Here is a 12,158-nt window from a genome sequence, read left to right as displayed (position 1 = left end):
CGACCAACGCGTTGCTTTGTTTGACCACAACTTCAACGAGTTCAAGCGGGAAGCCCGTTCGCAACCGATGAAGCGCGTGTGCACCCTCGTGGACAAACGAGTTGAGTGCCGCCCAAGAGTATTTCTTGAACTCCAAAAACACCCGCAGTGGCTCGGCTGCCTGCTTCACCGCTTCAAGAGCGATCAGCATCTTGGATAGCATTGGCAAACGAGCCGTCACGGACTCACTGATCGGCGTCAGCTCTTCTTGCAAGCAAGCCACGTCGGTGTCGCTTGCGCAGTAAAGGACCCACACGGCGCGCACCAGCGCTTCGAACTGCGCCCGATGAACGACCAAGGTGGACGGCTCAGAACCGGCTGCAAGTAAGCAGCGACTCGCAACAGCGTGTTCAATCGAAAGCAGGCAAAGCGCGCGACAAACTTGCAGTCGATCACTTTGATCAAACGGCGGAGCCGCTGTGATCGGCGCCAACGCCTCCAACAGCTCATCAGAACCTTCAAAGAGCTTCTCAACCCGCTCAGACATCATGCTTCCCCAAGCGTTGAAAAAGCTGGATCGCATCCTGGCTCATCAACAACCCCCTCCTTCGATTTTTTTCGATGCCGTAAAAATTTTCAGCTGCCTCTCTTTCACTTGGATCTTGCCGTAATGGCGTAAGCAGCGGAAGAAACTTGAAGACCGGACTCAAGCGTAGCGCCATATCTTTTGCAAGATCAGGCGCACTGGGTGGTCTTCTGCCAACAACTGATGAGAGAGAGAGGGCTATGCTCACCCCCGTGCTGCCAGGCTGTTGTGCTGACTTCCGCCAATGATCAGTTGGTCCCGTATCTTGATCTGCCAACTTGGCTCAACCACTGATGCGCTCGGTCACGAAAGTCCAGTCGGCCTGGTCACGCATTGTCGTTCCTAGGCGCACTGAGCAATTGACTCACCTTGCGGCCAGTCTTATACATCAAGGCAATTGACCACTCTTTCCGAGGGTTCGCCAAGAAGCCAATAGAGCGCCCTTGATCTCCACGTGTGCCTAGATGCAAGGACTGCACGGACGGATGCAGTTCTCGTCGCCACTGGGATGGATGGATGCGCTACACACGCATGCGATCTCGCCCCCCAGCCGAATGCTAGGACATCCATGGAGAAGGTTTGTATGAGCGCGACCGAAACGCACGCCACATTAGGCATTATTCCCAAAGCCCCCCGCCAGATCGTCGAACAACCGCTTGCCAATTTCGAGGCCGATAAAGCGGCATTGCAAGCCTTAGTCCAGGCTGCTGTCAATGTAGAGCTATTCACCGTCCCGCTTTACATGTGCACGATGAAGTCCATCCAGGGAACGCATGCGATCAATGCCAATGGCATTTCCTACTACAAGGGTCGTCGCTGGCCAGGCATGGCAACCGGGACAATACCGCTTGGTGCTCCACCCGAACAGACTGCTCCGCAACGCGCCTACAACTTGCTGTTCTCGGTTTTTATCGATGAGATGCTGCATCTCCAAATGGCTGCAAATCTTTGCGGCGCGGTCGGCGTCACCCCAACCTTCAACAGCCCGCTGCTGCAAGACGCCAATTACAACTGGATCTGCTACGGCCCCACGCAAACTGTTATCCCACACATCATCGATCTGCAAGACCTGGAAGATGGCACGGTCGGCAGCGGGCTGACTGTGGATCTTGCGGGCCTGACTGACGCGCAAGTGGCGCTGTTTACGGTGATCGAGGAAAACCACGACACCGCCCGCGCCAAGATCAAGCCATCGGTGCTTGACACAACCTATTTCCCGACCGTGCCGTTCAACGGCTGGACCGCGACAAATACGGAAGTGGATCTGCCGAAATTCGGAACGATCGGCTGGATGTATTTTTGTCTATTCCAATACATCACACTCAAATACGAGGACAACCAGACCTTGTGGGAAAAGGTGTTTGCCGGTCCCAGCGGTCAACGCGATTTGTTCAACACCGCTACCAGCAAGATTCAAAAAGAATACCCGCAGCTCAACACCCAGATCACCGAAACCCATCCCCTGGCTGCCGCAGCGCAGGCCATCTACATGATGTATGCCATCTGCGATCAAGGCGAAGGCGGCATTGACTGGCAGACCACCAGTGCATTTCTCGGGATGATCCACGAGCGTGCATTGGAAACCGGGGCCGAACTCGCCACCCTCAACAGCGTGATCGTACAGTTCCAGCCCGACGAAGCGGCGTTGGCCAACAACTATCCGTCCTACACCGACTCGGGCGACCCCGCGCCCTCGGCAGATGCGGCCGCGCGATCAAGCAATGGTGGGCAGGATCATTACGAACGCTTCGAGCAGCTGCTTGATCTGGTCGATCAGGTGGAGACGTGGAGTGAGTGGCACGCGGTCTCCGGCAACGTTTGGACAGAGGCGCTGCTCACAAGTGCCGATTTCGACCCTGCCACGGCGTCGACCACCATCCCCAAGCCATCCGAGGTGGCGACGGCTCTCAACAACTTGAAGCAGCTTAACCCCGTCGACTTGGACAACGTCGCGCAAGGCTCGCTCGCCGGCATTACGACCGTGCTGACCAAATCGTGGGGAGATCTGTCTGTCGACTTCCCGTTCCCCTCCATGGTCGGCTCAGGTGATCGCATGGGGTTGTATTGGGCCGTCTATGGCAGCGCGCCGACCTTGCGGCAAGGGATGGCGGCACAGCCCACGAGCGCCTTGCAACACGCCTGCCAGGGCCTGGCACTAGATGGGTCCGGCGGGAACTGTGCGGCACCGGCCATCTATCACAGCTGCAAGGGCTCCAATACTTGCGCCACGCAAGGAGGCTGTGGCTTTGCTCATGGGGTGAGCGGTGGCGGCAATTGCTCCCAAGCGATCGGAGGACGCGGCGGGTGTGGCCAATCTGCGCCACGTGCCCCGGCGGTAGGTGGCACCTGCGGCCTGCCGGACTTCTTCAGTGCGCCCGCAGACAACAAATGCGCAGGGTTGGGTGGATGCGCCGTGCCCATCTCCGCCTCGCAGTTGTATCCCACTGCCGGCACCATGGAATTGTTCAATTTCACCGATCCGGACAATACTCCCACACCAGTGGCGGAACTGCCCTTCGCCGTGGGCGACTCCGTCTACGACATCGCATGGCAGGCGTTCGAGAAGGTCATGGCCAACCGCCAGCTGCCACCCGGCACTAAGCCCAGTCCAACGGATCTGCGCATCGCCCTGCCACCGTCCACCTGACGGGCTGCCAAGGTGATTCACGTCCCTCTTACTCAAACGCCACTTCCTCGTGGCATGGTGGAAGAACGCTCGCCGTTGCCCCGCCTGGGGCTGCTTAACCTTGGATTCGGTGTGGGACTTCGTCCGCAGCATCTCCCGGCCATCCTGGCCGGGGGAGCGCGGGTGGATTGGTTCGAGATCATCTCGGAAAATTATCTCGATGACTGCGGCTATCAGCGTGCCATGTTGAGCAAGCTGGCGACTGAGGTTCCCATCGTCATGCATGGCGTCAGCCTGTCGATCGGCTCGGACGCGCCACTCAACAACGATTATTTGCACAAGCTCAAACGGTTGGCAGAAGACATCAACGCTGTCTGGGTCTCGGATCATCTGTGCTGGACCGGGCTTGGCTCGCACAACTCGCACGATTTGCTGCCCCTGCCTTTCAACGCAGAGTCACTGGCCCATGTGCGCGACCGCGTTCTGCAGGTGCAGGACGTGCTCGGCAGAGCGCTGGTGTTGGAAAATCCATCCAGCTATGTGCAGTTCCAGACATCGACCATGCCCGAGTGGGAGTTCCTGGCACGCCTGGCCGAAAGCACGGGCTGCGGCATCTTGCTGGACGTCAACAATACCTATGTGAGTGCCCACAACCATCGTTTCGATCCCGAGGTGTATCTGCGCGCGTTGCCGCACCGGCAGGTCGTGCAGATCCATCTGGCAGGACCGACGCAATATGGCGACTGCCTGGTCGACACACATGACCAACCCGTTCCCGCCCGCGCGTGGGAGTTGTATGCACTGGCCCAGCAATTGACCGGTGGTGTGTCGACACTACTGGAATGGGATGCCAACCTGCCTGACTACGATGGGCTCCTGGGTGAATTGGATAAGGCACGCCAGGTCATGGAAGGCAGCATGCCGGTGATGGCACCTCCCATCGTGGCCGAGCATGCGGTGTCCACGCCTCTGCACCATTTGCAGGTGGAGCCTTTAGATGCTTAGTTCTTCAGGCGCTCCAAGTGATGCAGCGCTTGGCGAGGTGCAGCGCTGGATGCTGACGGCAACCACGCATCCAGCAGGACTGAGAGAAGGCCTTAGGACTGCGCATGCGAGACAGGGCCTCGATCTCCACACGCTGCTTGCCACGCCCGTTGGTGTCGACCCACACGCGCGGCTAGCCATTTACGCCAACGGCTATTGGCTCAGGCTGATCGAATGCTTGCAATCCGACTACCCGGCGCTATTGCGTCTGCTCGGACCGGAACTCTTTGCGTTCTTCGCACGCACGTATCTGAGTAAACATCCATCAAGGTCGCCCACCTTGCATGCGCTGGGTGCAAGCTTCCCCCACTTTCTTCGCACATCCCAACGGTCTCGCCCAGGGCAACAACGCCAACGTTTTCCGCTGGAACTGGCCTGGATCGAGCGGGCGCTTTCCGAGGCCAGCCGCGCACAAGGGCTGGAAGAGGTAGAGATGGATACAAGCATTGATGCATCTACGCTGGCACTTGGCTGGCCCTGCACCGTGCACATGCCCGCAACCACTAAGCTTGCCATCGTGTCGCACACCCCGGAGAGCTTTCGCGGTTGGCTGTCAGGCGCAAGCCCAAGCGTTTCTCCGGTCGTTGACCGAATCTTCCTGGCTGTTCGCCGCCACCGATTCCGCGTCGGGATCGAGCCGCTGACCGACTGGCAGTTCTTCGCCTTACGTCACGCTGCGCGTCGTCCACGCATGCTCATCGACTGCGCGCAGGCGGCGGCACGTCGCACCGGACGGTCGGCAGGCGAACTGCACGCACTGCTTGCCCTGTGGCTGCCCACCGCGCAGGCATCGAGCATGGTGATGCTGAGGTCTCCATCAGCAACCGCTGAATTCATCGACACGTAAGTCTGCCCACTACCCCGACCAGGACATCCGCCATGACCAGCGTTACCGGACCATTGTTGGACGCACACTATCAACGCAGCTTTGGCGTGCTGGCCGGATATCTTCCGGAAGATCGCAGCGGGCTTGCCGCGTGGCATGCCGTCATTCGTGAGAAAGCTGCCCAACTCCGCAACGATCAAGGACCCGGCTACGCCAACCAGGCGGTGCAGGATCTGGCTAACCTGATCGATACCAATGGCATCGTGCGCATGTATGTCGCCGAGGCCATCGACCAGACCAGCGCTTTCATGAAAAACATCAAGAACATCCAGGACATGCTGGAGCAACTCGATTTCATCTGCACGACTGCGCCCGAATACAACGTCAACAAGAAGCTGCGGGTGCTTTTTCCGATGTCCGCACTGTTTGTCGACATGATGGCGACGCCTGCCGGCAAGGCGCTGTTCCGTCTTGAGCCGTTCAATGAAGCGCTGAGGGCCATCCTGCAGACATGGGCGGCGTATCTCGACAGCCAGGCCAGCTGCTGGGTGCTTAATCGAGATCCCAACATCGGATGGCTGGGCACCGCCGCCATCGCCGAATTCAAGCTCGCCGATTTCGTCATCGATTGGGATGCCGAGTATGGCGGCTTTCAGTCCTACAACGACTTCTTTCATCGCGAAATTCAGGCCAGTTGTCGGCCCCTCGCAGGAGAAGGTGATGCAAATATCATCACCTCGCCCAACGACGGCACGGTGTATCGCATCGCAACCGATGTGCAACAAAGCGCCGTGTTCTGGATCAAGGAGCAGAGCTACTCGCTACAAGACATGCTCGCCAATCCGGACGCCGCGCTGTTGCAGCGCTTTGTGGAGGCACGGTAGTGCAGATCTTTCTAAGCGGCGCTGACTATCACCGCTGGCACGCACCGGTAGACGGCGTGGTCACTTACGAAAATATCAACGGGCTGCTCTTCAGTGAGAACGAAGACAACAGCTTCGATCCCGACGCAGGTGTGACATCGCAAGTCTATGGAGCGGCCGTCAACAATCGCGGCATTGTCTCCATTACCGCCGACGATGCGCGTCTTGGCAAGGTCTTTGTCATGCCGATTGGCATCACGGAAATTTCCTCACTGACGCAGACTGCGGCCAATGGGCAGCATGTCAGCAAAGGCGATGAGCTTGGCTACTTCAACTATGGTGGCTCCACGCTGTGCCTGGTGTTCGAGAACAGCGTGTCATTGAACTTCGGCACCTTGCAGCCGAACCAGACCATTGAGGTCAATGCGCAGCTTGCGAGGTTGAACACACCTGTCTGACGCTGCGCAATCTCATCGTTTGCGCAGTAAAGACCCAAGAGAGGGAGGGCTACGCCCACCCTCTTGCTGCAAGGCTGATGTGCTGACGCCCGCCGATCACCAGGTGGTCCAGCACCCGGATGTCGAGGAGGCTCAATGCCTTCTGCAGGCGCTCGGTGACCTTGCGGTCGGCTTCGCTTGGCTCCGGATTGCCGCTTGGGTGATTATGAAACAGGATGACGGCAGCGGCGTTCAAATCCAGGGCGCGCTTGGCGACCACCCGAGGGTGCACCTCGCAGCCGTCGATGGTGCCGAAGAAGAGGTGCTCGGTCGCCAAGATCTGGTGCTTGATGTCCAGGAAGACGACCCCGAAGACTTCGTGCGGCAGGTGAGCGCAGCGGGAAATCAGGTAGTCGCCAGCTTGGTCGGGGCTGTGGATCTTGCCTTGCCGTTGAAGGCGTTGTTCCAGGATGGTGGCTGCTGCGAGCAAGATGCCCTCCTCGTCCATCTGGAGTTGGTATTGAGCCTTCAGGTCTTGGGTGCGCTTCATCGGTTCTTCTCCACCAGCGCGTTGTGCGCCTCGTGGGAACCGACAGGCGAAGCGTCCGGCCCTACCGCACCCGATAGCGAGCACCGCGCAAGCGGCGCACAGTGAAGGGCCGCAACAAAGCGCCAGCGACGAGAAGGAGGCCTGTCCTTGCGGTCGGGACAGCGAAGCTAAGGTCCCTTTCAGAGGCCCAGCGCTGGTGGAGAAAACACCATGCATGCCCCACAAGGCTTTCTGGCGAAATGGCATTCGGATGTACGGGACCGATGAACATCAACAAGCGATGGCTGAGCTTCATAGCCTCAATGATGGCGCTCTCGCTGACGTGCGCTTGCTTGCCTGATGCCTGCATCGCTGGGCACGAGAAGCACGCAGCCATCGGGATGGATGAGCCCTGGCAACAACCATGAACTCAGACGTGATCGTCCGTGTTTTCCAGCGCGTGCCAGGACAAATTTCCTCGGCCCGACGGCCGAAGAGCTGCGCGTCCTCGCTCATCGCTGCCTTGCTCTCAATGGCGGCGGCCATGGCTGTAAAGGCTCGCCAAAAGTGTCGGCGATCAGGACTTGATGCCCGCAACGCTGGCACCGCTGCGTCGAGTTGATTGAACTGGATGCGCCACTCTAAGAACTCTTCGACCCGTCGCCATGCCCGTGCGTTGCGGGGCGACGCCCCCGGCTTGTCCACGGGGCCAACGGCCGTCGTTGACCAAGTGCTGCAGTCCACCTGGTCAACGACGCGGCGAGGTGCTAGCCCTCGGTCAGGCCAACAGCTGCTTGATGGAGGCACTGAAAAATCATGCTCGGCATTGCCGTCGAGGCTTGGCTGATCAAGAGCGGCTAACAAAAAACCTTGAGTACTGTCTCGTCGGCGACAAATTACGGACATGACACGTTGCGACGAAGTCCCAATTGCGCTCCTGATGGAGATTGCCTCAGGTGTTGAAACTGACAAGGAATTGGATTTTAAACTGATGCACCGCTCAAAATCGGGAACGTTGCGACATGGCAATAAAATGAATATAAATAATATTTATTAGTTTCTATAAAAGTCTCATATCAAGACATCCAACCACTATCATACACATGCCCTCTTAATTTTCCAGGTGCATTAAATGCACTTATGACGGATGCCACAAAAAAACGCATAATTCGCCAAAATTACATCACAAGCCATCCACAGAAGCGTTGAAGTTATCGGATCTTTTCAGCATAGTTATCCCGCAGAGCGGCATGAGCTTACAACGTGTCGTGCGATGAATATGACTGCGCAACGGCGTATTTCGTTCCACACCATTTAATTAATTACCAAAATAAAATAGGTATTTATGAAAATAAATTTTCTAGCAGCGGCGATTTTTCTGGGACTGAGCTGCACTGCCACCTCTATGGCATTTGCAGCTGACCAATGGCTTTCATTTTCAAACCAACAGAAGACTAGGATCACTTCAACGGAAAGGCTAAGCCCGATCAAAATCAACGAATCGCAAGCCTACGATAATGCCGCTGCCGGTGGACTTTGGTTACCGCTGCCAGACGGCCGACGCATCTATGCAAAAACTATTTCGCAAAACACCCAGGACAATGATCATTGGACCTTTGTCGGCACCCTCCCCGCAGAAAAGCAAAGTGTAGTGATCACCTTCGGCCGCAACGCAGTATTCGGATCAATTCCGGTCGACAATAACACATCGCTTCGTATCGTTACCCAGGGCGGCAAGCTGTATATTGCAGAACGTCTACCAAAAAACATTGCTCTTGACCGCCTCAAGAGCAATGATAGTGCCATGGCGTCCGACTACCTGATTCCGCCGAAGCAAGCGGTAAGCGAGCAAGATTTACAACGTAGTCTTGCACTAGTGAAGCAGGCGGCCAGCGCAACGACCCCGGCGGTGGTCGACGTGCTCGTAGGTTATACCCCAGGCTTGGTCCGCGAGCTAGGATCGGTGGATGCCGTTAATACCCGCATCAACTATCTGGTCGCCGTTACCAACCGTGCCTACTCGGATAGCCAAGTGAATGGACGCCTGCGCCTGATCGGTACGCAGCAGGTTAATTACACGGATTCCACTACAGATGATGCTGCACTTAACGACCTGACCGAAGCATCAGGCACCTCTTCATTAGCAGCACTACACAGCACGCGTGACACCCAGGGTGCCGATCTTGTCGCCTTGCTACGCCCTTACCGCGCAAATCAAGGCGCTTGCGGCGTGGCGTGGCTGAACGGTGGTGGGCTTCAATCGTACAATGTCAATATGCAGGGATCGGGGTACGCCGCAGTCAGTGACGGTACCGATGAAGAAGCCGGAAATTACTGCGAAGACATTACCTTCGCGCATGAAATCGGCCATAACCTTGGTCTGGCTCACGACAAAGCCGATTCCGGTCCTGGCGCGTTCACTTATGCTTACGGATGGCGGCAGACATTGGATGAGGGCAGTTTCAATACCATCATGGCGTATGCCTCCGACGATCAGCAGAGAGTTCCCTACTTCGCCAATCCACGTATCACGTTATGCAATGGCAACCCGTGCGGGGATGCAAACGAAGCCGACCAGACCAGAGCGTTAAATATCACCATGCCCATCGCGGCCAACTTTAGGCCGACCAAGCGATGAGTCACCTGTGAGCACGGATGCTACCGGAGCCGCGACAGCGCTTGGCGTGCACTAACGCCATGCGCTGTCACAGAGTAACCCCTAAACACGCTTTCAGACATACCACATAAAACGGTAAGTCGCACTTGTAGACGACGGAGATAGTTCGCGGCGTATTGCTGGAGCGATCTATCGAACAAGCGCTGCAAATGACGTCCACTTTAATAGTTCCTGCAGACGGGCACAGCCAGGAATTCTTTCAAATCAGTTGACATCTAGCTTCGGCCAAGCTTACGTCAACTCGCAAGACTGACACTCCCTACCTCATCGGTCACGCATGCTGGAAATAAAGCATTTTCGCATTGTAGAGATTGCCTCGTTTGTTGGTCGAAAGCTCATGAAAGAGTTGTTCAGAGGTTACCTAATGCATTGAAGTCGTCGAGTCCTTCAATAGATTTTTTCCCACAAGATTAAGTAATCGAGGCGTCTTGGGGATCTTAAAACGTCGAGTTGCGATACACGCTGTGCAAAATAGCTTTCCGGTCTCCCGCTCCGAAAGGATGCTGAAGCGTCACCTCTTGACACGCAGCGCAGTAGGAAATCGCATTTATTCTTCCGTTAACAAAGGAAATACGATGAAACACAGTAAATTTCTGTTAGTAACTGCAATTACCACTGCTACCTGCGCACAAGCAGCTGCACAATTAGGTGGTACGCAGCCAGTGAGCGTCAGTCCCAGCCAACTTGAACTGCAGGTCCAACAGGCATGGCAAACAGAGCTTGTAAGGTCTGATACGCCGACGACCGGATGCTTTCACGCCAAATACCCAAGCATGATTTGGGAGTCGGTACCCTGCAACGCATTGCCACGTCGAAACCATCGTTTACCAGTCGGTAAAATGACCACTCAGGGCGCCGCTGGACGAACGGCACTTCCAGATGCCGTCGGTGCAACGCAAGGCCCCGTGAGCTACGCGCTCAGAGGGCATGGCCTTATTAGCGAGGCGGCGGGAAGTTTTCCGACGGTAACCGGGCTGAAGACCGTAAACAGTGACTCTAGTCCGGATGAATATAGTGTGCAGCTGAATACTAATGACGATGGAACAACGTCAGCGTGCCAGAATCACTCGGGCTGCACAGTATGGGAACAATTCCTCTACGGGAACGATGGCCCCGCAAACTCAGCATACGTTTTAATCGAATACTGGATGATCAACTTCGGCAGCACATGCCCGCCCGGATGGAGCAGCGACGGAGACACTAGTTGCGTCAGGCAAAGTAAAGCCGTACCGACGCCGCATTACCCAATCGGCCAACTACCAAACTTCCGATTGACGGCGAAGGCGGCCGCCAACGGCAACGATACCGTGATTTTCACAAATGGTACTGATGCCTACAGCGTAAGCGCGAAAGGCAATATTCTCAACATCAGTTCCGTATGGACGCAGGCAGACTTCAATGTCGACGGTAGCAATAGTGGCAAGAAAGCATACTTCAATACAGGCACTTCCATTACCACGAAATTGGCTGTCAAGGATGGGACAACCCTGTCGCCCACGTGCATCAGTGACGGCGGTACGACTGGTGAGATTAACAATCTCATCCTGGGTGCCTGCGCTGTGTCAGCAGGCGTCATGCCCTCAATTGAATTTACCGGGAAGCTCTGATAGACAACTCGAAGTCGGCATCAGGATAGATCGGGCGCAACCAGACCAATACATCGAGTCGACCGTTCCGCCAGTGGGCATAGCTCAGCCTGACAGCTTGACGCTGTTGAGAGTCGACAGGGATTCGTACGAGAAACATCCAATTCGTCTGCAGCTCATTAATTGCTAAGCGACAGCAGTGTCCGAAGAAAGGCTAGGCCCAGGCGATTGGCATTTCTTGCTGTTAAACGATTAAGGAATTTACTGCAAGAGGACTCAGGCAAGCTACCCACCTTCGCTGGCTCAAGCTCGTCTGGCGCGAGCCAGGCGATTTAACCTTCTCGTTCGGGATTGCCGCTGCGCTGGTGTCTTTCAGTGCAGCGCGCTGCTTGAGCTAATAACCGACAATCCGCAGACGTAGGCAATGAGTGCCCGAAGAGACTCCGGGCGCTCATTGCCTCGCATTCGCAATACTCAGCCTGGGAAAGCCGGAAACTTCTCATCAGGGTGCTTGGCTTTCCACTCCTTGTAAGACGCGCTCCCCTGCCAAATGGTGAAGGCTTTGGGCGGACGACCACGCCCTGACCATGTCTCTTGGTTGTGGGGCAACCAATACTTGGGCGCTACTTCCTTTTTTGTGGAAGCAGCCTTCTTCGGCTTAGCCACACCAGCACCGATCAGGGCCGCAATTTCAGATTTTTGCTTTGCACTGAAATGCTCGGTGTATTGGTCGAGAAGCTTGACGATCTCCGAGTACGCCTCGGATGATTGCTGCTGGCGTAGCTGAGCTTCCTGCTCTTCCAACTTCCGAATTTCTTCTGCCAATTTTTCTTTAGCAGCGGCAAGGGCACTCAAAGACGCGGTTGTCATTCAGGACTATTCCAATCGTTTGGTTAGCAAATTATTCGTGAGAAATCTATTGCAGTAAAGCTGCACGGCGATCTATTGACAAGCTCTACTATTCTATCGTATTGCTCCGCAGCGACTTCTGTTTTTTTGGGTATC

11 protein-coding genes and 1 pseudogene are annotated in these 12,158 nt (G+C 56.1%); 7 read left to right on the top strand and 5 right to left on the bottom strand.

Annotated features, from left to right (window positions below; genetic code table 11):
- Window positions 1–529 (bottom strand): DUF6988 family protein (locus tag LN450_RS10540; protein WP_324250739.1); only part of this gene is annotated, 529 nt, incomplete at its 3' end.
- Window positions 519–773: a hypothetical protein gene (locus LN450_RS10535; RefSeq protein WP_164738077.1), complete on the bottom strand. Its 255-nt coding sequence runs from the start codon at window positions 771–773 to the stop codon at window positions 519–521. The genes LN450_RS10535 and LN450_RS10540, both read right to left, overlap by 11 nt.
- Before the next feature lie 375 nt (window positions 774–1,148).
- Here LN450_RS10535 and LN450_RS10530 point away from each other — a divergent pair, with 375 nt between their 5' ends.
- From LN450_RS10530 to LN450_RS23405, 5 genes are read left to right on the top strand one after another with little or no spacing between them, the layout of a single operon-like run.
- Window positions 1,149–3,212: a ferritin-like domain-containing protein gene (locus LN450_RS10530; protein ID WP_039418402.1), complete on the top strand. Its 2,064-nt coding sequence runs from the start codon at window positions 1,149–1,151 to the stop codon at window positions 3,210–3,212.
- Between the two features lie 54 nt (window positions 3,213–3,266).
- A complete protein-coding gene (bufB, locus tag LN450_RS10525) occupies window positions 3,267–4,196 on the top strand; it encodes an MNIO family bufferin maturase (protein ID WP_011348372.1) in 930 nt (309 codons plus the stop codon).
- Complete coding sequence (locus tag LN450_RS10520; protein ID WP_228885065.1) at window positions 4,189–5,082, top strand: HvfC/BufC N-terminal domain-containing protein; 894 nt, start codon at window positions 4,189–4,191, stop codon at window positions 5,080–5,082. The genes bufB and LN450_RS10520 overlap by 8 nt, the downstream gene beginning before the upstream one ends.
- A 32-nt stretch (window positions 5,083–5,114) precedes the next feature.
- Window positions 5,115–5,945 (top strand): phophatidylserine decarboxylase associated domain-containing protein, encoded by an 831-nt coding sequence (locus LN450_RS23180; protein ID WP_011348374.1) that lies wholly within the window; start codon window positions 5,115–5,117, stop codon window positions 5,943–5,945.
- Window positions 5,945–6,382, top strand: coding sequence for a phosphatidylserine decarboxylase (locus LN450_RS23405; protein ID WP_011348375.1), 438 nt, complete (start codon window positions 5,945–5,947; stop codon window positions 6,380–6,382). Before LN450_RS23180 ends, LN450_RS23405 begins: the two co-directional genes overlap by 1 nt.
- A 49-nt stretch (window positions 6,383–6,431) precedes the next feature.
- On the opposite strand, the gene LN450_RS10510 is transcribed toward LN450_RS23405, so the two are convergent.
- Complete coding sequence (locus LN450_RS10510; RefSeq protein ID WP_039418400.1) at window positions 6,432–6,911, bottom strand: JAB domain-containing protein; 480 nt, start codon at window positions 6,909–6,911, stop codon at window positions 6,432–6,434.
- A gap of 409 nt (window positions 6,912–7,320) precedes the next feature.
- Window positions 7,321–7,523 (bottom strand): annotated as a pseudogene (locus LN450_RS23265) (hypothetical protein).
- Window positions 7,524–8,235: 712 nt separating this feature from the next.
- Between LN450_RS23265 and LN450_RS10500 the strand changes: the two are divergent.
- Both LN450_RS10500 and LN450_RS10495 read left to right on the top strand, forming a co-directional pair.
- Window positions 8,236–9,528 carry a reprolysin-like metallopeptidase gene (locus LN450_RS10500; protein WP_011348378.1) on the top strand — a complete coding sequence of 431 codons (1,293 nt, stop codon included), beginning with the start codon at window positions 8,236–8,238 and terminating at the stop codon, window positions 9,526–9,528.
- A gap of 614 nt (window positions 9,529–10,142) precedes the next feature.
- Window positions 10,143–11,174 (top strand): hypothetical protein, encoded by a 1,032-nt coding sequence (locus LN450_RS10495; RefSeq protein WP_011348379.1) that lies wholly within the window; start codon window positions 10,143–10,145, stop codon window positions 11,172–11,174.
- Window positions 11,175–11,627: 453 nt separating this feature from the next.
- Here LN450_RS10495 and LN450_RS10490 read toward each other — a convergent pair whose 3' ends face one another.
- Window positions 11,628–12,023 (bottom strand): H-NS histone family protein, encoded by a 396-nt coding sequence (locus tag LN450_RS10490; protein ID WP_011348380.1) that lies wholly within the window; start codon window positions 12,021–12,023, stop codon window positions 11,628–11,630.
- Window positions 12,024–12,158 lie beyond the last annotated feature (135 nt).

This window comes from Xanthomonas euvesicatoria pv. euvesicatoria, from assembly GCF_020880415.1.
Taxonomy (GTDB): domain Bacteria; phylum Pseudomonadota; class Gammaproteobacteria; order Xanthomonadales; family Xanthomonadaceae; genus Xanthomonas; species Xanthomonas euvesicatoria.
This window is presented reverse-complemented; position numbering and strand designations above follow the sequence as displayed.

Excerpts from the sequence above, each read along its gene's own strand:
- LN450_RS10495 (WP_011348379.1), top strand. The coding sequence starts at position 10,143 with ATGAAACACAGTAAATTTCTGTTAGTAACTGCAATTACCACTGCTACC.
- LN450_RS10530 (WP_039418402.1), top strand. The coding sequence starts at position 1,149 with ATGAGCGCGACCGAAACGCACGCCACATTAGGCATTATTCCCAAAGCC.
- LN450_RS10520 (WP_228885065.1), top strand. The coding sequence starts at position 4,189 with ATGCTTAGTTCTTCAGGCGCTCCAAGTGATGCAGCGCTTGGCGAGGTG.
- bufB (WP_011348372.1), top strand. The coding sequence starts at position 3,267 with ATGGTGGAAGAACGCTCGCCGTTGCCCCGCCTGGGGCTGCTTAACCTT.
- LN450_RS10490 (WP_011348380.1), bottom strand. The coding sequence starts at position 12,023 with ATGACAACCGCGTCTTTGAGTGCCCTTGCCGCTGCTAAAGAAAAATTG.
- LN450_RS10510 (WP_039418400.1), bottom strand. The coding sequence starts at position 6,911 with ATGAAGCGCACCCAAGACCTGAAGGCTCAATACCAACTCCAGATGGAC.
- LN450_RS23180 (WP_011348374.1), top strand. The coding sequence starts at position 5,115 with ATGACCAGCGTTACCGGACCATTGTTGGACGCACACTATCAACGCAGC.
- LN450_RS10500 (WP_011348378.1), top strand. The coding sequence starts at position 8,236 with ATGAAAATAAATTTTCTAGCAGCGGCGATTTTTCTGGGACTGAGCTGC.